This window comes from Nonomuraea sp. NPDC049655 (assembly GCF_044465465.1).
GTDB lineage: Bacteria > Actinomycetota > Actinomycetes > Streptosporangiales > Streptosporangiaceae > Nonomuraea.
The window spans coordinates 944,944-964,937 of the sequence record NZ_JBITLS010000001.1 but is presented as its reverse complement, the minus strand read 5'-3'; the positions used below and the strand labels follow the sequence as shown (position 1 = coordinate 964,937).

Annotated in this window: 18 protein-coding genes, 1 pseudogene and 1 riboswitch; of the genes and pseudogenes, 15 read left to right on the top strand and 4 right to left on the bottom strand. The window is 71.8% G+C overall.

Annotation, left to right across the window (positions count from 1 at the left end; genetic code table 11):
* Positions 1-60 precede the first annotated feature (60 nt).
* The 3 genes from ACIBQ6_RS04460 to ACIBQ6_RS04450 are packed head-to-tail and all read left to right on the top strand — an operon-like array spanning position 61 to position 4,334.
* Positions 61-2,097 carry an N-acetylneuraminate synthase family protein gene (locus ACIBQ6_RS04460; protein WP_397210213.1) on the top strand — a complete coding sequence of 679 codons (2,037 nt, stop codon included), beginning with the start codon at positions 61-63 and terminating at the stop codon, positions 2,095-2,097.
* Between the two features lie 3 nt (positions 2,098-2,100).
* Entirely contained in the window at positions 2,101-3,087 is a 987-nt protein-coding gene (locus ACIBQ6_RS04455; protein ID WP_358293003.1) for a glycosyltransferase family 2 protein, read from the top strand.
* Positions 3,087-4,334 (top strand): polysialyltransferase family glycosyltransferase, encoded by a 1,248-nt coding sequence (locus ACIBQ6_RS04450; RefSeq protein ID WP_358293006.1) that lies wholly within the window; start codon positions 3,087-3,089, stop codon positions 4,332-4,334. The genes ACIBQ6_RS04455 and ACIBQ6_RS04450 overlap by 1 nt, the downstream gene beginning before the upstream one ends.
* Here ACIBQ6_RS04450 and ACIBQ6_RS04445 read toward each other — a convergent pair.
* On the bottom strand, positions 4,318-5,496 hold the full coding sequence (locus tag ACIBQ6_RS04445) for a DUF6716 putative glycosyltransferase (RefSeq protein WP_358293008.1): 1,179 nt from the start codon (positions 5,494-5,496) through the stop codon (positions 4,318-4,320). The two genes, ACIBQ6_RS04450 and ACIBQ6_RS04445, sit on opposite strands and share 17 nt — an antisense overlap.
* Positions 5,493-6,437 (bottom strand): hypothetical protein, encoded by a 945-nt coding sequence (locus ACIBQ6_RS04440; RefSeq protein ID WP_358293011.1) that lies wholly within the window; start codon positions 6,435-6,437, stop codon positions 5,493-5,495. The genes ACIBQ6_RS04445 and ACIBQ6_RS04440 overlap by 4 nt, the downstream gene beginning before the upstream one ends.
* 97 nt (positions 6,438-6,534) lie before the next feature.
* On the opposite strand from ACIBQ6_RS04440, the gene ACIBQ6_RS04435 reads away from it, so the two are divergent.
* The 3 genes from ACIBQ6_RS04435 (at position 6,535) to ACIBQ6_RS04425 (ending at position 9,293) form a co-directional block, all read left to right on the top strand.
* The gene (locus ACIBQ6_RS04435) at positions 6,535-7,356 is read left to right on the top strand and encodes an aldo/keto reductase (protein ID WP_397210211.1); all 822 of its coding nucleotides are present in this window, start codon (positions 6,535-6,537) and stop codon (positions 7,354-7,356) included.
* Positions 7,357-7,375: 19 nt separating this feature from the next.
* Complete coding sequence (locus tag ACIBQ6_RS04430; protein ID WP_397210210.1) at positions 7,376-8,329, top strand: Gfo/Idh/MocA family protein; 954 nt, start codon at positions 7,376-7,378, stop codon at positions 8,327-8,329.
* Between the two features lie 117 nt (positions 8,330-8,446).
* Positions 8,447-8,584: riboswitch (cyclic di-AMP (ydaO/yuaA leader) on the top strand.
* Between the two features lie 13 nt (positions 8,585-8,597).
* On the top strand, positions 8,598-9,293 hold the full coding sequence (locus ACIBQ6_RS04425) for a CHAP domain-containing protein (RefSeq protein ID WP_358293019.1): 696 nt from the start codon (positions 8,598-8,600) through the stop codon (positions 9,291-9,293).
* A gap of 55 nt (positions 9,294-9,348) precedes the next feature.
* On the opposite strand, the gene ACIBQ6_RS04420 is transcribed toward ACIBQ6_RS04425, so the two are convergent.
* Complete coding sequence (locus ACIBQ6_RS04420; RefSeq protein ID WP_397210207.1) at positions 9,349-10,167, bottom strand: class I SAM-dependent methyltransferase; 819 nt, start codon at positions 10,165-10,167, stop codon at positions 9,349-9,351.
* A 155-nt stretch (positions 10,168-10,322) separates the two neighbouring features.
* On the opposite strand from ACIBQ6_RS04420, the gene ACIBQ6_RS04415 reads away from it, so the two are divergent.
* From ACIBQ6_RS04415 to ACIBQ6_RS04405, 3 genes are all read left to right on the top strand, one after another.
* Complete coding sequence (locus ACIBQ6_RS04415) at positions 10,323-10,760, top strand: YciI family protein (protein WP_397210206.1); 438 nt, start codon at positions 10,323-10,325, stop codon at positions 10,758-10,760.
* A gap of 45 nt (positions 10,761-10,805) precedes the next feature.
* On the top strand, positions 10,806-12,098 hold the full coding sequence (locus ACIBQ6_RS04410) for an RNA polymerase sigma factor (protein WP_397210204.1): 1,293 nt from the start codon (positions 10,806-10,808) through the stop codon (positions 12,096-12,098).
* 89 nt (positions 12,099-12,187) lie between these two features.
* Positions 12,188-12,703: a hypothetical protein gene (locus ACIBQ6_RS04405; protein ID WP_397210202.1), complete on the top strand. Its 516-nt coding sequence runs from the start codon at positions 12,188-12,190 to the stop codon at positions 12,701-12,703.
* A 28-nt stretch (positions 12,704-12,731) separates the two neighbouring features.
* Here the strand turns inward: ACIBQ6_RS04405 and ACIBQ6_RS04400 are convergent.
* Positions 12,732-13,026: pseudogene (locus tag ACIBQ6_RS04400) on the bottom strand (IS5/IS1182 family transposase); the annotation flags it as partial.
* A 513-nt stretch (positions 13,027-13,539) separates the two neighbouring features.
* On the opposite strand from ACIBQ6_RS04400, the gene ACIBQ6_RS04395 reads away from it, so the two are divergent.
* Genes ACIBQ6_RS04395 through ACIBQ6_RS04370 form a run of 6 tightly spaced genes read left to right on the top strand, consistent with a single transcriptional unit; the run spans position 13,540 to position 19,988 of the window.
* Complete coding sequence (locus ACIBQ6_RS04395) at positions 13,540-14,880, top strand: extracellular solute-binding protein (protein WP_358293029.1); 1,341 nt, start codon at positions 13,540-13,542, stop codon at positions 14,878-14,880.
* A gap of 56 nt (positions 14,881-14,936) precedes the next feature.
* Positions 14,937-15,893 carry a sugar ABC transporter permease gene (locus tag ACIBQ6_RS04390; RefSeq protein WP_358293031.1) on the top strand — a complete coding sequence of 319 codons (957 nt, stop codon included), beginning with the start codon at positions 14,937-14,939 and terminating at the stop codon, positions 15,891-15,893.
* Positions 15,890-16,720, top strand: coding sequence for a carbohydrate ABC transporter permease (locus ACIBQ6_RS04385; RefSeq protein ID WP_358293033.1), 831 nt, complete (start codon positions 15,890-15,892; stop codon positions 16,718-16,720). Before ACIBQ6_RS04390 ends, ACIBQ6_RS04385 begins: the two co-directional genes overlap by 4 nt.
* Positions 16,717-18,126, top strand: coding sequence for a GH1 family beta-glucosidase (locus ACIBQ6_RS04380; protein ID WP_358293036.1), 1,410 nt, complete (start codon positions 16,717-16,719; stop codon positions 18,124-18,126). The genes ACIBQ6_RS04385 and ACIBQ6_RS04380 overlap by 4 nt, the downstream gene beginning before the upstream one ends.
* Positions 18,107-19,105 (top strand): LacI family DNA-binding transcriptional regulator, encoded by a 999-nt coding sequence (locus ACIBQ6_RS04375; RefSeq protein WP_352325792.1) that lies wholly within the window; start codon positions 18,107-18,109, stop codon positions 19,103-19,105. Before ACIBQ6_RS04380 ends, ACIBQ6_RS04375 begins: the two co-directional genes overlap by 20 nt.
* A gap of 55 nt (positions 19,106-19,160) precedes the next feature.
* Positions 19,161-19,988, top strand: a complete 828-nt coding sequence (locus ACIBQ6_RS04370; protein WP_358293039.1) for an aldose 1-epimerase family protein — start codon at positions 19,161-19,163, stop codon at positions 19,986-19,988.
* The last annotated feature ends 6 nt before the right edge of the window (positions 19,989-19,994 follow it).

Sequence of the window (19,994 nt, the reverse complement as noted above, 5' to 3'; positions counted from 1 at the left end):
GCCCGTTCAATCCGGGCCCTTAGCTTCTGGGTGCGATCCGATGCACTGAGGAGAAGTCACTTGCGAGTCCTGGCCGTTGTTCCCGCCCGCGGAGGTTCGGCGGGCGTTCCCCTGAAGAACCTCGCCCTGGTCGGGGGCGTCCCGCTGGTCACCCGCGCGGTACGGGCGTGCCTGCGGGCCGAGCTCGTCGACCAGGTCGTGGTCAGCACCGACCACCCGCAGATCGCCGAGACCGCCCGCGCGGCGGGGGCGACCGTGGTGGAGCGGCCCGAGGAGCTGAGCGGCGCGACCGCCTCCAGCGAGTCGGCCGTGCTGCACGCCCTGGACGCGCTCGGCGCGGACCCGGACGTGGTCGTCCTGGTGCAGTGCACCAGCGCGTTCATCGACCCCGAGGACCTGTCGGCGGCCGTGCGCAAGGTCCTGGACGGCGAGGCCGACTCGGTCGTGTCCGGGCTGCCGACGCACGAGTTCCTGTGGACGGCCGCGGGTGCGGGCGTCAACCACGACCCCGCCGTACGGCCGCGCAGGCAGGACCGCGAGCCGCAGTTCCGCGAGAACGGCGCCTTCTACGTCATGCGCACCGCCGGCCTGCGCGAGCACGGCCACCGCTTCTTCGGCGAGGTCGCCGTGCAGCCGGTGCCGCCGCAGCACGCCATCGAGGTCGACGACCCCGAGGACCTGGAGCTGGTGCGCGCCCTGGCGCCGTTCATCGACAAGCCCGAGCCGATCGACGTGGACGCGGTCATCACCGACTTCGACGGCGTGCACACCGACGACCGCGCCTACATCGACTCCGACGGCCGGGAGATGGTCCTGGTCAGCCGCTCGGACGGGATGGGCGTCTCGCTGCTGCGCCGCTCCGGGGTCAAGGTGCTGGTGATGTCCACCGAGCAGAACCCGGTCGTGGCCGCCCGCGCCCGCAAGCTGGGCGTGCCCGTGCTGCAGGGCCTGGCCGAGAAGCGCATCGTGCTGCGCGACTGGCTGGCCATCGAGGGCCTGGACCCGGCGCGCGTGGCCTACGTCGGCAACGACGTCAACGACCTGGGCCCGATGGCCGAGGTCGGCTGGCCCATCGCCACCCCCGACGCGCACCCGCGCGTGCGCGCCGCCGCCCGCGTGGTGCTGACCAGGCCCGGCGGCTCCGGCGCGGTGCGCGAGCTGTGCGACCTGGTGGTGGCCGCCCGGCCCGAGCCGCCCGTCGCCGAGGCCAAGGCCCGGCCGCGGCTCGGCCCGGTCGCGATCGGCGACGTGCTGGTCGGCGACGGCGAGCCGGTGTACGTGATCGGCGAGATCGGCATCAACCACAACGGCGACCTCGACCTCGCCCGCCGGCTCATCGACGTGGCGGCCGACGCGGGCTGCCAGGCCGTCAAGTTCCAGAAGCGCACCCCCGCGATCTGCGTGCCCGAGGAGCAGAAGGGCCAGATCAGGCAGACGCCGTGGGGCGAGATGACGTACCTGGAGTACAAGGAGCGCACCGAGTTCGGCCACGACGAGTACCGGCAGATCGCGAAGTACTGCGACGAGCGCGGCCTGCACTGGTTCGCCTCGCCGTGGGACGTGCCGTCCGTGGAGTTCCTGGAAGACATGGACGTGCTGACGCACAAGATCGCCTCGGCCAGCGTCGCCGACCACGAGCTGCTGCGCGCCCTGGCGGCCACCGGCAAGCCGATCATCCTGTCCACCGGCATGTCCACGCTGTCGGAGATCGACCAGGCGGTCGAGATCCTCGGCACCGACCGGCTGATCATGATGCACGCCACCTCCACGTACCCGCTGCCGCCGGAGGAGGCCAACCTGCGCACGATCACCACGCTCAAGGAGCGCTACGGCGTGCCGGTCGGCTACTCCGGGCACGAGCGCGGTCTGCAGATCTCGCTGGCGGCGGTCACCCTGGGCGCGGTCTGCGTCGAGCGGCACATCACGCTCGACCGCACCATGTGGGGCTCCGACCACGCCGCCTCGCTGGAGCCGTCGGGGCTGGAGCACCTCGTCCGCGACATCCGCATCATCGAGCAGGCCATGGGCGACGGCGTCAAGCGCGTCTTCCCCGGCGAGGAGGCGCCCAAGGCCCGGCTGCGCCGGGTGACCGTCTGAGTCATGACGCCGACCACTCTCTCCGTCGTCGTGCCGGTGCGTGACGGTGAGCGCTTCATCGCCGACGCGCTCACCTCGCTCGCCCGCAACGCCCGGCCCGACTTCGAGTTCATCGTCGTGGACGACGGCTCCGTGGACGCCACCCCGGACATCATCGCCGACTTCGCCCGCGACCTGCCCGGCCTGGCCGTGCTGCGCAACCCCGCCCCCGTGGGCCTGGCCGACGCCCGCAACACCGGGCTGTCGGCCGCCTCGGGGCGGTTCGTCACGTTCATGGACGGCGACGACTGGCTGGCGCCCGGCTACCTGGCCGGGCTGGTGGCGGCCATCGACGGGCTCGGCTGCGACTTCGTGCGCGTCGACCACGTCCAGGTGGAGGGGCGCAGGCGGGTGGTGCACCGGGCCCCGCTGTCGCGCCGCGGCGTCGTGCTCGACCCCCGCTCGGCGATCCTGCCGGCCGGGGAGCGGACCATGGTGGACTACCCGTACGCGTGGGCCGGGGTCTACCGGCGTTCGCTGCGGGACCTGCTGCACTTCCCCGGCTCACTGCACACCGCCGAGGACCGGCCGTGGATCTGGCGGCTGCACCGGGAGGCGGCCACGTTCGCGGTCGTGCCGATGGCCGGGGTGTTCTACCGGCGGCTGGTGTCCGGGTCGCTGACGCAGGTCGGCGACGAGCGGCAGCTGCACTTCTTCGACGCCTTCGAGCTGGTCCTCAAGGACCTGGAGCCGGAGTTCCTGCCCAAGGCGGCGCGCAACTTCTGCGCGCTGCTGGCCCACCACCTGGAGCTCGCGGGCCGGTTCACGCCCGCGCTGCGCGCCCGGTTCGAGGAGCGGGGCGCGCAGATGGTCCGCGGCCTGCCGCCCGCCCTGGTGGCCGACGCCGTGTCGCGGATGGCCGTCGAGCGGGAGGCCGTGCTGCGCGCCCTGGTGCCCGACATTCCCCCCAGCCCCCACGTCCGGATCCGCCGGGATCGGGAGGACTCCTGATGAAGGTCTTCTACGCCTCGACGCTGTTCGGCGCGATGTCGCTGGCCGCGGCCATCGACGACGGCCGCTTCGGCGCCGGCCGGCGCGTGCTGATCGTGTCGAACAACGCGGCGATCCCCGAGGTGTCGGTGCCGCTCGACGGCACGCCCGGCTTCGCCGCCCTGCGCTCGCGCTTCGACGAGGTGCACTCCTGGAACGAGCTGATCGCCCCGCTGCACCCCTCCGACTGGCGGGCGCGGGTCATCGAGGTGCCGATGTTCGAGCGGCTGATCCGCTCCCACCTGGCGCTGGACGACGTCGAGGAGCTGGTGCTGGAGTCGATCGCGGTGCCGCCCGCGCGCACGATCGCCGGCCTGGTGCGCGACTGCCCGATCACCGTCTACTCCGACGGCCTGATGAGCTACGGGCCGACCCGCGACCCGCTGCCCGCGGAGATCTCCCGGCGCATCGAGCGGCTGCTCCACCTGGACCTGGTGCCCGGCCTGACCCCGCTGCTGCTCAGCGAGTACGGCGTGCCGCCCGTGGTGCTGCCGCAGGAGCGCTTCCTCGCGGTCGTGGACGAGGTGGCCGCCACCGCGCCGGACCTGCGCGCCGGGCAGGCGGTCGTGCTCGGCCAGTACCTGTCGGCGCTGGAGATCGTCACGCCGGAGGAGGAGGCCGGGCTGCACGCCTCGATGCTGCGCGCGCTGGCCGCCCGCGGCTGCACCGACGTGGTGTTCAAGCCGCACCCGGCCGCCGGACGCCGGCACGCGCAACTGCTGCGCGCGGCGGCCGGGCCGCTGGGGGTGCGGCTGACGGTGGCCGGGGAGAGCGTGCCGGCCGAGGTGTGCTTCGCGACGCAGCGGCCCGAGCTGGTCGTGGGCTGCTTCTCCACCGGCCTGGTGACCGCCCGGCGCTACTTCGGCCTGCCGGTCGCCTCCTTCGGCACCGGCCTGGTGCTGGACCGGCTGACGCCGTACGAGAACAGCAACCGGGTGCCGGCCACGATCGTGGACGCGCTGCTGCCCCGGCTGAACGCCGACGGCGTGATCGACGAGCCGCCGCGCACGGACCTGCCCGCGCTGGTGCGCGCGGTCGGCTACTGCATGCAGGCCGACGCCTATCCCGAGCTGCGCCCGTCGGGCCCGGGGTTCGACGGGGCGTTCGACGGGCGCTACTTCAAGCGCAAGCGCCTGGAGACGCTGGGGCTGGCCGAGCCGCCCTCGGCGCTGTCCAGGCTGCGCAGGAAGATCAGGTCAGCGATCTGAGGTAGCGGCGCACCCGCCGCTTGGCCCGGTAGCCCGCCCGCAACATCGTGGGCGGCACCTCCACCCGCAACCTGGCCCGGCGGCGGGCCGCGGCGTGCTCGGGGCCGTCCAGCAGGGAGCGGGCGGGCGGGCGCGCCCCGTCCGCGGCCAGGCCGGTCAGCAGGGCCGCCCAGTCGTCGCGGCCGGCCGGGTGGAAGTAGTTGGCCTCGCACCAGCGCGGCTCGGCCGTGCGGAAGTCGCCCAGGGCCAGGTCGTCCAGCGTGCCGAGCAGGCCGCTGCCCTCGAACACCAGGTTGATCATCTCGGCGCTGACGCCGAAGTCGCTCAGCACCAGCGACGGCACGCCCATGGCGACGGCCTCCAGCGCGGCCGTCGAGCTGACCGTGACGAACCCTGCCGCCCGCGACAGCTGCTCGTGCATCGACCCGGCCGCGAACGTCAGCCTGCCCGGCTCGCCCATCTCGCGCCACAGCCGCTGGTAGTGGTGGCGTTCGTTGTGGGTCTGGCGCTCGTGCTCCAGGGCGCGCAGCTTGACCACGACCTCCAGGCCGGGCCGGCGGGCGGCCAGCTCGGCCAGCGCCGTCAGCACCCGCTCGCGCTCCTCTCGCGCCCGCGGCACCTTGGCCTGGGTGGCGAACACGACCCGGTCGCCGCCGCCGGACACCGCGCCGGGCCGCAGGAACGGCAGCCGGGCCAGCCCGACCGCCCCTCCCCCGCCGAGCCGGCCGGCGATCTCGGAGAACTCGGCCACCTCGCGCTCGCTGTGGACCACGAACAGGTCGCAGCCGCTGCGGAACAGCCACGCCTTCTCCGTGGCCGGCACCGAGATGCCGGGCAGCCCGCTGACGAACACCGGCCGTGCCCGGCCCGCCGGCCGCAGCCCGGCCAGCACGTCGGCCACCAGGACGTCCACCACCGGGCCCGTGCAGCCCACCAGGATCGCGTCGGGGCGGGTGCGCTCGGCCAGGCGGCGCAGCGAGCGCGCCGACAACACCGGGGGCGCCGCGCGCCCGCCCACCGCCGCCGCGATCTGCTCCGGCGAGGGCGCGATCGGGGTGCGCACCACCACCAGCTCGCTCTCGCAGCCCGCGGGCAGGTCGTCGAGCAGGCAGGCCGCCCACTTCAGATACGAGTCGGAGTCGGCTATCGCCAGCACCCTCACCTGGAAGCTCCTGTCAAATGCGATCGCAGGCCGGGGGCCGCCCTGCTCGTCCACCAGTCGTCGGGAACGTCCACCGGCTCGACCTCGACGCCGCGCGGGCCGAGCAGCACCCGCAGCGAGGTGATCGCGGTCGAGGGCAGGCTGAGCACCCGCTGCCCGGCGTCGAGGCCGCGCAGCGTCAGCTCGGCCGGCACGCCCGCGTCGTGCACGGTGATGCCGGGACGTTCGCCGATCAGCGCCAGGTCGACGGGGTCCTCGCGGCGGTGCGGGTAGTAGGCCAGCGGCTCGCGCCCGGCCAGGTCGGTCAGCCAGCGCAGGTAGTGGTCGCGGTGGACCAGGCCGTTGCGGACCAGGGACGTGCCGAGGACGACCGTGCGCTCGGCGGGCCCCTGGGCGCTCGGCGGCTGGGCGCGCAGCCAGGCGAAGTCATGGCGGACGAGGTCGACGCCCGCCCCCCGGACGGCGGCGGCCAGCTCGTCGGGGACGGGCAGGGCGGTGAAGACCGACACCCGGCTCATCCGCAGCCGCAGCGCGGCGGCCAGGCCGAGCAGGGCGCGCGCCCGCGAGGGGGTCGCCCGCGCCCGCAGCAGCGGCCGGAACGGCCCGGCGGCCAGCAGTTCGAGCAGCCTGAGCGTGGCCAGGCCGTCGTCCACGACGACGATGCGGCCGGGGTCGGAGGTCAGCCAGCGCATCTGGACCTTGCCGGAGAACGCGTCGCCCACGGCCTGGACGCGGCGCGGCATGCGCTCGCGCGGCTCGTCCAGCACCAGGCCGGCGGGCAGGTCGAGGCGGCGCAGCTCCTTGCGGGTGGCGCGCAGCGGGCGCAGGCCGGCGCGCGGCACGACCACGGTGTCCGGGCCGAGCAGCCCGGCATGGTGGGCCTCGACGGCGCACAGCATCTGGAGCGGAGACTCCACCCAGGCCGACGCCTGTCTGACCACTCTGTTTCCCCCAGCCGGTGGATGGCCTTGCACGACCCGCCTCAAGGTAGCCCGGCCTGCTTAAGCCGCAAGAAACGACACGTGAACAATGGAGGGTATGAACTCGCTGATGCTCAACACCGACGGTGTGCAGATACCACAGCTCGGCTTCGGCGTCTGGCAGGTCTCTGCCGACGACGCCGAGCACGCGGTGACGGCCGCGCTGCGCGCCGGATACCGGCACATCGACACCGCCGCCGCCTACGAGAACGAGGAGGGCGTCGGCCGGGCCGTGCGCGCCGCCGGGGTGCCACGGGAGAAGGTGTTCGTCACCACCAAGCTGTGGAACGGCGACCACGGGCGCGCCGAGCAGGCCTTCGACGAGAGCCTGGCCCGTCTGGGCCTCGACTACGTAGATCTTTTCCTGATCCACTGGCCGGTCCCGGAGCAGGACAGGTATGTGCAGGCCTGGCGGGGGCTGGAGAAGATCTACCGGGACGGACGGGCCAAGGCCATCGGGGTCTCCAACTTCACGGTCGCCACCCTGACCCGGCTGATGGAGGAGACCGACATCACGCCGTCGATCAACCAGATCGAGCTCCACCCGTACTTCCAGCAGCGCGAGATGCGGGCCTTCCACGAGGCCAACGGCATTCTGACCGAGGCGTGGAGCCCGCTCGGGCAGGGCAAGGGGCTGCTGGCCGACCCGGCGCTGCGCGTGCTGTCGGAGAAGTACGGCAAGACGCCCGCCCAGATCGTGCTCCGCTGGCACCTGCAGCTCGGCAACGTGGTGATCCCCAAGTCGGTCACGCCGTCGAGGATCGAGGAGAACATCGACGTGTTCGACTTCATCCTCGACACCGAGGACATGGCGGCCATCGGCGCGATGAACGCGGGGCGGCGGATCGGGCCCGACCCCGACTCGTTCAACCTGACCTGAGCGCTCTACGATCTCGGTCGTGCGAGATTTCACCTGGGGAATAGCGGCGACCGGCGGCATCGCGCGTACCGTGGGAGCGGCCATCGTGGCCGAGCCCGGCATGCGGGTGGCCGCCGTCGGCTCGCGGAGCCCGCTCAGGGCGCGGGCGCTGGCCGACGAGCTGGGCGCGGAGTCGGCCTACGGCTCCTACGAGGCCCTGTGCGCCGATCCGGCCGTCGACGCGATCTACGTCGCCACGCCGCACGCCCAGCACCTGGAGGTGGCCGAGGCGGCCATCGCGGCGGGCAAGTCGGTGCTGTGCGAGAAGCCGCTGGCGGCCGACGTGGCCGACGCCGAGCGCATGGTGGCGCTGGCCCGCGCGGCCGGGGTCTTCCTCATGGAGGCCATGTGGATGCGCTTCAACCCGCTCATCCAGCGGGTGGCGGCCGATCCGCGCTTCGGCGAGATCCGGTCGGTGCGGGCCTCGTTCGGCTTCGCGCTGCCCTACGACCCCGCCCATCGGCTGTGGGCGCCGGAGCTGGGCGGCGGGGCCCTGCTCGACCTGGGGATCTACCCGTTCGGGCTGGCCCAGCTGCTGCTCGGCATGCCCGCGGAGCTGCGCATGGCCGGCTCGCTGGCGCCCAGCGGCGTCGACGCCGAGGCCGGCGGGCTGCTGCTGTACCCGGACGGGCGGCGCGCCCTGGTGGACGTGTCGCTGCTGGCCCATCACGCCAACGACGCGAGCGTGGTGGGCACGTCGATGCGGGCCGACATCCTGGCGCCGTTCTGGGCGCCGCGGCGGGTGCTGCTGTCGGGGCCGTCGATGGAGACGGAGGAGCTGGTGCTCGACCCGGCCGACAACGGTTACGCGGGCGAGCTGCGCGAGGTGCGCGCGGCCACGATCGAGGGCCGCACAGAGAGCGCGATCATGCCGCTTGACGAATCCCTTGCCATGATGGGGCTTCTGGCCGAAGCGCGGGCGCAACTCTCCTAGCTGGACCTTTAGCCACTTGCCTTGCTCTTGCCCGATGTATTACCTTGTGGGGCATCTCGCGGCAGACGTCCGGTTTGTCCGGCTTTGTCCAACCATCGCAAGACATTTCACAGGATCGTCCTGTGACCGCTGAATCCGCCTTCGGGCGGAACCGGGGACCCACGTCCTTTGGGGTGAATCGGCACTTCGGTGCCGTAGGGCAGCTTCCACGTCCGAACCCGTCAGCTAACCCGGTAAGCGGCATGGAAGCAAGGAGTCAATGCCCTCGATGGCCACGCACCGTCCCATCCGTGCCCCGAAGATCACCTACGCTCACGCCGCGCTCGGCGCGGCCATCCTCGCCTCCGCCATCGGCGCCCACGCCACCGCCGCCGCCGCCGACAGCGCCGGCCCGGCCGCCGCGGCCGGGCACTCGGCCGTCGCGCCGCAGACCGCCGCCCAGACCCGCAAGGCGGAGGAGACCCAGGTCAACGTCACCGCCCAGCAGGTGCTGGCGATGGCCAAGGCCCAGGTCGGCACCTCCGAGAACGCCTACGGCGGCGGCACCAAGTTCCAGAAGTGGTACGCCGACTCCCAGCGCGCGGCGGAGACCATCGCCCGCGACGGCGGCACCCGCGCCATGTACCTGAACGCCCCCTGGTGCTCGATCTTCGTCTCCTGGGTCGGCGAGCACACCGGCGCCCGCCCGCAGGTCGGCTGGGACGCCTGGACCGTGGCCCACGCCAAGTGGTTCGCCGCCAACGACCGCTGGGGCGCCGAGGCCAGGCCCGGCGCGGTGGTCTTCTTCTCCTGGGGCGGCAGCAAGAGCCTGGACGCCATCCAGCACGTCGGCTTCGTCGTCAAGGACAACCAGGACGGCACGATCTCCACGATCGAGGGCAACACCGGCAACGGCAAGGTCGAGGAGCGCGTCCGTCCGAAGTCGCAGGTCGTCGGCTACGGATACCCGCAGTACGCGAGCTGACCTTCCCCCGCTCCGAGCGCGCGTCCCCGTACGAGGGACGCGCGCTCGCCGCGTCTCAGGGCCGGACCGCCAGCAGCGAGTACAGGATCGGCAGGTGCGAGTCCCCGAACGGGAACCGGTACCGGCCGTCCGCGCCCTCGGCCAGCAGGCCGCGCGGGTCCATGTCGGTCTCGACGTGCTCGCCCAGCTCGGCCACCGTGAACCCGGCCCGCGCCGCCGCCGTGACGATCTCGCCCACCGAGTGCGGGTACTCGACCGCCTCGTGGGCCTCGGTCACCACCGCGGCGTCGGCGTACGTCCCGGTCACCGTCTCCCGGTGGGCCTGGCCGCCGCCGTAGGGCCAGTCGGCCACCAGCGGGTCGAGCGAGGACACCGTCTCGTAGGCCGGATGCAGGTCGACCAGCACCAGCCGCCCGCCCGGCCGCAGCGCCATGGCCGCGCCGCGCATCCAGGCGTCCAGGTCGCCGATCCAGCACAACACGCCGTACGTGGCCACCGCCAGGTCGAAGCCGCCGGCCAGCGACTCCGGCAGCCGCTGCGTGTCGGCCTCGACGAACGTGGCCGCCAGCCCGGCCCTGGCCGCCAGGTCGCGGGCGCGCGCGACCGCCACCGGGGAGAAGTCGACGCCGGTCACCCGCGCTCCGAGCCGTGCCCAGCTCAGCGTGTCCAGGCCGAAATGGCATTGCAGGTGGAGCAGGTCCCGGCCGGCGACGTCGCCGGCCAGGCGGCGTTCAAGCGGGTAGAGGGTCTGCCGGCCGGCGAGGAAGGCGTCGACGTCGTAGAACCGGTCGGCGGAGGTGGAGCCGTGGACGCGGGCGCGCTCGTCCCAGAGGGCCCGGTTGGGGACGGGGGCGTCTTGTGCGGGTTGGTGCATGGGGCGAGGATGGCACATCGGCCACCCGGCCGCACGACCGGTACGGTGCCCTGGAAGCGGACGGTCCGCGCCCGCGTGTCGATCCGGCCGGCGCCCGTTCGACGCTTCGGCGAGGCCGGCTCCGCCCCGGGGCCGCGGACGGAAGGGACGGCAGGATGAAATTCATGATCGTCGGCAAGGCCAACGGGGAGACCGAGGCCGGGGCGCTGCCCAGCCAGGAGCTCGTCGACAACATGCACGCCTACAACGAGGCGCTGGCCAAGGCCGGGGTGCTGCTGGCCGCCGAGGGGCTCTACCCGAGCTCGCAGGGCGCGCAGATCGCCTACAGCGACGGCCGGGCCACGGTGATCGACGGCCCGTTCGCCGAGGCCAAGGAGCTGATCGCGGGGTTCTGGCTGATCCAGGTGAAGTCCAGGGAGGAGGCTCTGGAATGGGCCATGCGCGTGCCCGTCCCCGAGGGCTATGACGGGATCGGCCTGGACGTGTGGCGGGTGTACGACGCCTCCGACGCGCCCGACGCGGCCTCGTCCGACCCGGCGGAGGTCGAGCGGGAGAAGGCCATGCGCCGGCGTCTGGGCGGGCGGGAGAGCTGACCTCGGCTTGCGGACCCCGGACGGTGCTGGTGTCATGAGCCGGTGATGGCTTCCGACACCCACCGGGCGATCGAGGCGGTCTGGCGGATCGAGGCGCCCAGGCTCATCGCCGGCCTGGCCGGGCTGGTCCGCGACGTCGGCCTGGCCGAGGAGCTGGCCCAGGACGCGCTGGTCGCGGCCCTGGAGCAGTGGCCGGAATCCGGCGTGCCACGCAACCCGGGCGCCTGGCTGATGACGGTGTCCAAGCGCCGCGCCGTCGACCTGATCCGCAGGAACGAGCGGATGTCCCGCAACCTGGCCGAGCTGGGCCACCGGCTGGAGACCGCCGGGGAGCCGCCCGAGCCCGACGAGATCGAGGACGACCTGCTGCGGCTGGTCTTCACCGCCTGCCATCCGGCGCTGTCGATGGAGGCGCGGGTGGCCCTGACGCTGCGGGTGCTCGGCGGCCTGAGCACCGACGAGATCGCCCGCGCGTTCCTGGTGCCCGAACCGACCGCCGCCCAGCGGATCGTGCGGGCCAAGCGCACCCTGGCCGACCGGAAGGTCCCGTTCGAGGTGCCGCAGGGCGCCGAGCTGGCCGGACGCCTGTCGTCCGTGCTGGAGGTCATCTACCTGATCTTCAACGAGGGGTACTCGGCGACCGCGGGCGACGACTGGATGCGGCCCGGCCTGTGCGAGGACGCGCTGCGGCTGGGCCGGGTACTGGCCGGGCTGATGCCCGCCGAACCCGAGGTGCACGGGCTGGTCGCGCTCATGGAGATCCAGGCGTCCAGGGCGGCGGCCCGGGTGGGCCCGTCCGGGGAGCCGGTGCTGCTGCTGGAACAGGACCGCACCCGGTGGGACCGGCTGCTCATCGGCCGCGGGCTGGCGGCCCTGGCCCGAGCCGAGAGCCTGGCCGAGGAACGGGCCGCGAGCCTGGCCGCGGAGGGGGCCGCACGCCTGGGCGAGGAGCGGGCGGGCGTGGCGGGGGCGTACACGCTGCAGGCCGCGATCGCGGCCTGCCACGCCCGCGCGTTCGACCCCGGCGACACCGACTGGGTGCGCATCGCCGGCCTGTACGAGTCGCTGGCCCGGCTGGCCCGCTCCCCCGTCGTCGAGCTCAACCGCGCGGTGGCGCTGTCGATGGCCTACGGCCCGGCGGTGGGCCTCGACCTGCTCGACCAGATCGTGGACGAGCCGGCGCTCAAGGGTTACCACCTGCTGCCGAGCGTCCGCGGCGACCTGCTGTTCCGGCTGGGCCGGCGCGGCGAGGCGCGGGCCGAGTTCGAACGGGCGGCCTCGATGACCCGCAACTCCCGCGAGCGCGCCCTGCTCCACGAACGCGCCGCCGCCTGCTGAGCCCCGCATCAGGCTGAGGCCCGGACGTTGTGGCTACGCGCCTCGGCTGTCGATCATCATCGTGACCAGGCTGGACCTATGCTGAGCCAATGACCGACAACGGCGCCCCCACGAGAAGCTCGGGCGCTGAAGAGCCTGGCGTTGACGCGAAACTGCCCGCGACCGTGCGTATCGCCGGGGTTGTGTTGAGAAGGGTGGAGAGCCCTCCATCGCTGGCCTGCTGGACCGGTTACTTCCCGGAGCCGGCAGGCGCGGTCGAGACCGGGCTGAGTCTGGTGATCGAGCCGGCCGCCCCGCCAGAAGAGGCCACCCTCCATTTCGCTCACGACGTCGTGAGCCACTTCGATGTCTTCGTCGACCGAGCTTTGGAGTACTGCCGCACCCGACTCCGGGAATCGCACTTCGAACTCACGACTGAGGAACTGAGCTGGCTCGACCTTCCGGAGTTGCCGCTGGCAGGTCCCGAAGCAACCGTGTGGGCCGACCAAACCTGGGCAATCCGTTTCACGGAGAGCAGGCTCCGGCTGGCGGACCCCTACGGAATCCTCGTGACGTTCGACGGAAGGCAGCCTGTCGACGTCGAGGGCCTCGACGTCGAGCAATGAACCGCGCGACGCGCCATGGGGCGTGTGTTCACGGGTGGCGGCTGGGTCGGTTGTCCCAGCGGTGGGGTTGTCCAGGCCCGGCGGATCAGGCCGCGTAAGAACGCGTCGATGACCGTTGCGTGGTGTTCGTGGCAGCGGGCGAGGCGCTGGAAGGCGTTCTGCCAGGCATGGGTACGCTCCCCATGCCACCTGTCGCTTGCCTGGACCGGTGCCTTCTCGCCCTTGTGCGCGATCCGGCCGTCCAGGCCACGTTCGGCAAGCAGGGGGCGGGTCTTGTCGGAGTCGTAGCCGGCGTCCAGGTGCACGGTGATGTCGTCGGGCAGGGGCCGGAGGTCGTTCAGCAGGTCCAGTGGTGCGGATCGTCGTGGCCGAGCACGTCGCATTCCATGATCGCCAGGACTCGTACCCGCTCTGCCACCAGTCTCCCCAACCGCCCCTCTCCGCGCAGCCACTGAGCCGGACGCCGCCGACGCCGCGCCGGACGCCGCGGGCGGGCCCCGAGTCAACTCGTTGGAACGCTCCAGAAGATCGTCACGCTCCGTGACAGCCGCACCTGACCGGGAGCAAGCCCGGAGGGTCCGGGCGACATGCCCTTGATGCGGCACGAAAGATGTCTCTTGAGGTGGGAGCGCTCCCAAACAGCCCTTCACACCCTTCATCCCCTTAAATCCTGATTCTGGGTGGCAAAACGCACGATTGGTAACGGTTCCGTTTCGGCGGATTGACGGACACAGCCGGTAAGTGCACCCTTTGTGGGAGCGCTCCCAAACACTCCCACCGCGGCGGAGCGCGTGCCGCGGTGCACCTCCCATCAGTCACCCGAGAAGGGGTCTCCCATGATGATCAGCAAGCGTCGCGGCCTGGCCGCGGCCTCAGCCCTGGCCGCGGCGGCGCTGACCGTCGCGTCGTGCGGCAGCGGCGACACGCCGGCCGCCGGCAACAGCCCCGCCTCCTCCGCGGCGGCGGCCGAGCCCGTCACCATCCGGGTGCAGACCTTCGGCGGCGGCTCCAACTTCGGCTACAAGAACGCCATCGAGAAGTGGAACGCCGAGCACAAGGACATCCAGATCAAGGAAGAGCACCTGACCGACCAGTTCGAGCAGCAGTACTGGCCCCAGATGATCCAGTGGCTGCAGTCCGGCAACGGCGCGGGCGACGTCGTCGGCATCGACGAGGGCGGCATGGGCCTGGCCAAGGCGCACCCCGAGTGGTGGGCCGACCTGAAGGAGTACGGCCTTGAGGGCCGCAAGGCCGACTACCCCGCCTGGAAGTGGGAGAACGGCGTGACGGCCGACGGCAAGATCTTCGGCCTCGGCACCGACATCGGCGGCATGAGCCTGTGCTACCGCACGGACCTGTTCAAGAAGGCCGGGCTGCCCACGGACCGCGAGAAGGTCGCCGCCCTGTGGCCGACGTGGGACGACTTCATGAAGGTCGGCCAGCAGTTCCAGGCGAAGGTGAAGGACACCAAGTTCACCGACGGCACCAACACGCTCTACAACGTGGTGCTGTACCAGGAGGCGGCCAAGAACGGCAACGTCGCCTACTTCGACAAGGACAACAACCTCATCGTCGACAAGAACCCGGCGGTGAAGGCGGGCTTCGACTTCGCCTCCAAGCTCAGCCAGTCCGGCCTGACGGCCAAGCTGCGCAACTTCACCGACGAGTGGGCGGCGGGCACCCAGAAGGGCGCCTTCGCCACGGTCGGCTGCCCGTCCTGGATGCTCGGCGTGGTCTCGGGCAACGCCGGCGACGGCATGAAGGGCAAGTGGGACGTCGCCTCGGTGCCCGGCGGCGGCGGCAACTGGGGCGGCTCGTGGGTGGCCGTGCCCAAGCAGTCCAAGCACCCGAAGGAGGCCGCGCAGGTCGCCGACTACCTGACCAGCGCGCAGACCGAGGCGAGCATCTTCACCGACTTCGGCAACATGCCGAGCAACAGCAAGGCCCAGGCCGACGCCGCCGTGCAGGGCGCGAAGAACGAGTTCTTCAGCGACGCCCCGATCGGTGAGATCTTCGCCAAGTCCGCGGAGAGCCTGCAGCCGGTGTTCCTCGGGGTGAAGCACGCGCAGGTCAAGAACGCGGTCGAGTCGGTCATCCAGGGCATGGACGACGGCTCGGTGGCCTACGACAAGGCCTGGCAGCAGCTGGTCGACGACGCGGTGAAGGCCGCGGGCTGATCTTCCCCCGCCCGGCCCGCCGCCGGCGGGCCGGGCTTGCCGCTGAAAGGTCTGTTATGAGCCTCGACACCCTTCCGCGGGCGGCGCGGAACCACCATCGCCGCGATCGCCCGCCCGGCCGCCTCTGGCGTTCTCGACTCGACGTCAAGGCCATGCCGTACGCCCTGGTGTCCCCGTACTTCCTGCTGTTCGCCGCCTTCGGGCTGTTCCCGCTGGCCTTCACGCTCTACTACTCGCTCTACGACTACGACCTGGCCGGCGACACCAAGTGGGCCGGGCTGGGCAACTACGCCGCGCTGCTGGCCGACGAGGACTTCTGGAACGCCGTCACCAACACCGTCGGCATCTTCCTGCTGGCCACGATCCCGCAGATGCTGATGGCGCTGTTCCTGGCCAACGCGCTGAACAAGAAGCTGCGCTGGCGGCTGCCGATCCGCATGAGCGTGCTGCTGCCGCTGGTCACCTCGGTGGTCGCGGTCGCCGTGGTGTTCACCCAGCTGTTCGCGCGCGACTGGGGCCTGGTCAACTGGGTCCTGGGCTGGTTCGGCGGGGACAAGATCAACTGGCGGGCCGAGCGCTTCCCGTCCTGGCTGGCCATCGCCGCGATGGTCGACTGGCGCTGGACGGGCTACAACGCCATCATCTTCCTGGCCGGCATGCAGACGATCCCCAAGGACCTGTACGAGGCCGCCGCCATCGACGGCGCGTCCCGGCGGCGCCAGTTCTGGCAGATCACGCTGCCGATGCTGCGCCCGACCATGATCTTCGTGGTGCTCAACTCCACGATCGGCGGCCTGACGCTGTTCTCCGAGCCGACCACCTTCTACAACGGCAACGTGGACGGCGGCTCGCAGGGCCAGTTCCAGACGGTGGCGATGTTCGTCGTCAAGCAGGGCTTCCGCGAGTTCGACTACGGCTACGCCGCGGCGGCCGCCTGGCTGCTGTTCCTGCTGATCCTCATCGGCGCGGCCGTCAACTTCCTGTTCGTCCGGCGGATCGGAGGCGCCAAGTGACCGGCTGGAAACCGACCGTCATGACGCGGGTCATGCTCGGGGTGGCGATCTTCCTGTCGGCGTTCCCGCTGTACTGGATGCTCGTCATCGCCTCGCGCACGAACTCCGACGCCGTGTCGGTGCCGCCGAAGTTCCTGCCCGGCGGCAACCTCGGCGAGAACATCGTCGCGGTGCTGGAGAACGAGGACGCGCACTTCCTGCTCGGCCTGACCAACTCCTTCTTCAGCGCGGCGATCGTCACCGTGTCCGTGGTGATCATCTCCACCCTGGCCGGGTTCGCCTTCGCCAGCCTTCAGTTCAAGGGCCGCAACATCCTGCTGCTGCTCGTGCTGCTGACGATGGCGGTGCCGCTGCAGCAGATGGGCGTGGTCCCGCTCTACCGCATGATGGTGAGCCTGGAGTGGACCGGCACCCTGAAGGCCATCATCCTGCCCTACCTGCTCAACGGGTTCGGCGTGTTCCTGATGACCCAGTACACGCGCCAGGCCGTGCCGAACGAACTGGTCGAGGCGGCCAGGGTGGACGGCGCGGCGACGCTGCGGATCTGGTGGAACGTCGTGCTGCCGGCCGTGCGTCCGGGCATGGCGGTGCTCGGCATCAACACCTTCATGCTCATGTGGAACGACTACATGTGGCCGCTGATCGTGCTGACGCCGGACAACCCGACCGTGCAGATCGCCATCAACTCGCTCAACGCGCGCTACTCGACCAGCTACTCGCTGATCTTCGCGGGTACCGCGCTGTCCATCATTCCGCTCATCGCGGTATTCGTCGCATTCGGCCGCCAGATCGTCGGCGGACTCATGGAAGGTGCGGTCAAGGCGTGACGACACAAGAGGAACAGATTCGTCCCGGGCTGCGCTTCCCTCCCGGTTTCGCGTTCGGCGCGGCCACCTCGGCGTACCAGATCGAGGGCGCGGTCACCGAGGACGGACGCGGCCCGTCCATCTGGGACACCTTCACCAAGACCCCGGGGCGGGTGCTCAACGGGCACCACGGGGACGTGGCCATGGACCATTACCACCGCTACCGCCAGGACGTCGCCATCATGGCGGACCTGGGCCTGACGGCCTACCGCTTCTCGGTGTCCTGGCCGCGGATCCAGCCGACCGGCTCGGGCGCGGTCAACCAGAAGGGCCTGGACTTCTACAAGCGGCTCACGGACGAGCTCCAGAACAACGGCATCGACCCGTGGCTGACCCTCTACCACTGGGACCTGCCGCAGGAGCTGGAGGACAAGGGCGGCTGGCCCAACCGCGACACGGCCTACCGCTTCGCCGAGTACGCCGCGATCGTGCACGAGGCGCTGAAGGACCACGTCCACACCTTCAGCACGGTCAACGAGCCGTGGTGCGCCGCGTTCCTCGGCTACGCCTCGGGCGAGCACGCCCCGGGCCGGCGTGAGCCGCGCAACGCGATCAGGGGCGCGCATCACCTCAACCTCGCCCACGGCCTGGCCGTCCAGGCGATGGACGCGCGCCGCGCCGGCGGCTGCGTCAACCTGTACGCGATCTCCCCCGAGACCGGCAGCGAGGCCGACCTGGACGCGGCCCGCCGCATCGACGGCCTGCAGAACCGGTTCTTCCTGGACGCGCTGCTGACCGGCCGCTACCCCGAGGACGTCCTGAACGACATCCCGATCGACGACGACCTCGTGCGGCCGGGCGACATGAAGACCATCAACGCGCCGATCGACGTGCTGCTGGTCAACTACTACAGCCGCTTCACGGTCTCCGGCGCGCCCGGCGGCAGGGCGTCGGCGGCGGCGGCCCCCACGGACACGGCCTCGCCGTGGGTGGGCAGCGAGCACGTCTCGTTCGTCAACGGCGGCCGGCCGGTCACCGCGATGGGCTGGGAGATCGACGAGGACGGCCTGGTGGAGGTGCTCACCCGGGTGGCGCGGGACTACCCGCCGATCCCGATGGTGGTCTCCGAGAACGGCGCCGCCTTCGACGACGTGCTGGCCGACGGCCGCATCCACGACGCGCAGCGGCAGGCGTACGTGGAGGCGCACCTCGGCGCGTGCCGGCAGGCGATCGACGCGGGCGTGCCCCTGCAGGGCTATTTCGCCTGGTCGCTGATGGACAACTTCGAATGGGCCTGGGGCTACGGCAAGCGTTTCGGCCTGGTCCACGTCGACTTCGACACCCAGGAGCGGCTGCTGAAGGACAGCGCGCACTGGTACTCGGAGATCATCCGGCAGAATAGGCGACATGAACCGACCGACTCTTGAGGCAGTCGCGGCTCGGGCCGGTGTGGGCCGGGGCACGGTGTCGAGAGTCATCAACGGCTCGCCGAACGTCAGCGCCAAGGCCCGCGAGGCCGTCGAGCTGGCCATCCGCGAGCTGGGCTACGTGCCCAACAGGGCGGCGCGTGCCCTCGTCACGCGCCGCACGGACACGGTCGCCCTGGTGGTGTCGGAGTCCCAGTTCCGGGTCTTCGACGAGCCGTACTTCGCCGGCACCATCCGCGGCATCGGCTCGGCGCTGGCCGAGACCGGGCTGCAGCTGATCCTGGCGATGGCGCGCTCCCCCGAGGAGCACGAGCGGCTGGAGACCTACCTGACGGGGCAGCACGTCGACGGCGTGCTGCTGCTGTCGCTGCACGGCGCCGACCCGCTGCCGGGCAGGCTGGAGGAGATGGGCGTGCCGACCGTGCTCGGCGGCAGGCCCGTCGGCCTCGACCCCTACAGCTTCGTGGACATGGACAACCGGGCGGGGGCCCGGCAGGCGGTCAAACACCTGCTGGGCCTCGGCCGGGGCGCGATCGCCACGATCGCCGGCTCCCAGGACATGGGCGTGGGCGTCGACCGTCTGGCCGGCTACCGCGACGCGCTGCTGCCCTCGGGGCTGCCGGAGATCGTGGCCTTCGGCGACTTCTCCGAGGAGAGCGGCGCCACCGCCATGCAGGAGCTGCTGGAGAGCCATCCCGATCTCGACGCCGTCTTCGCCGCCTCCGACCCGATGGCCCTGGGCGCGATGCGCGTGCTCAAGGCCGCGGGCAAGGCGATCCCGGGCGACGTCGCCGTGATCGGCTTCGACGACTCCAAGGCCGCGCTGCACGCCGATCCGCCGCTGACCACCGTCCACCAGCCCACGGAGGCCATGGGCCGCCAGATGGCCCAGCTCCTCGTGGCCCGTATCAACGGCGAGGAGCTGCGCCAGCCCGTGGTGATCCTCGACACGCACCTGGTTCGCCGAGAGTCTGCCTGACCAGGCGTTATCCTGGCCCGGCTCGCTCGCACGCCCGACGAAAGGACCTTCTCCCGTGCCCCAGCTCGAAGGCGGCGGCTACACCGCGCAGCTCAGCCCGCGCGGCGCCGCGCTCAGAACGCTCCGGCACGGCGGGCGCGACCTGGTGACGACCTGGCCCGAGCAGGGCCCGGTCCCCTACTTCGCGGGCACCGTCCTGGCCCCCTGGCCCAACCGGGTGGGCGGCGCCCGCTACACCTTCCAGGGCCGCTCGCACCGGCTTGAGGTGACCGAGCCCGACCGCGGTCACGCGCTGCACGGCCTGGTCGCCGTCGTCGACTGGAAGGTGGCCGAGGCCGGGGCCGATCGGGCGCGCCTGACGTACGAGCTGGCCGGGGCGCCCGGTTACCCGTTCACGCTGGCGCTGTCGGCCGAGCACCGGCTCGACGCGGGCGGCCTGACCACGACGGTCACGGCCCGCAACACCGGCGAGGCCGACGCCCCCTACGGCTGCGGGCCCCACCCGTGGCTGCTGGGCGAGGAGCTGGAGCTGCCCGCCGCCCGCTGCCTGACGACCGACGACCGGCTGCTGCCGGCCGGCCTGACCGACGTCGCGGGCACCCCGTACGACTTCAGGAAGCCGCGCCCGGTCGGCGACACCGTGATCGACCACGCCTTCACCGGGCTCGACCGCGGCGAGGTTCGGGTCGGCGGGGTGCGGCTCGCCTGGGACCCGGCGGTGCTGCCCTGGGTGCAGGTCTGCACGAGCCGGCAGCTCGGCTACGAGGGCGTCGCGGTCGAGCCGATGACCTGCCCGCCCGACGCCTTCAACTCCGGCACCGACCTGGTCGTGCTGCGGCCGGGCGACGAACACGTGGCGAGCTGGACGATCAGCGTCGCCTGAACCCGG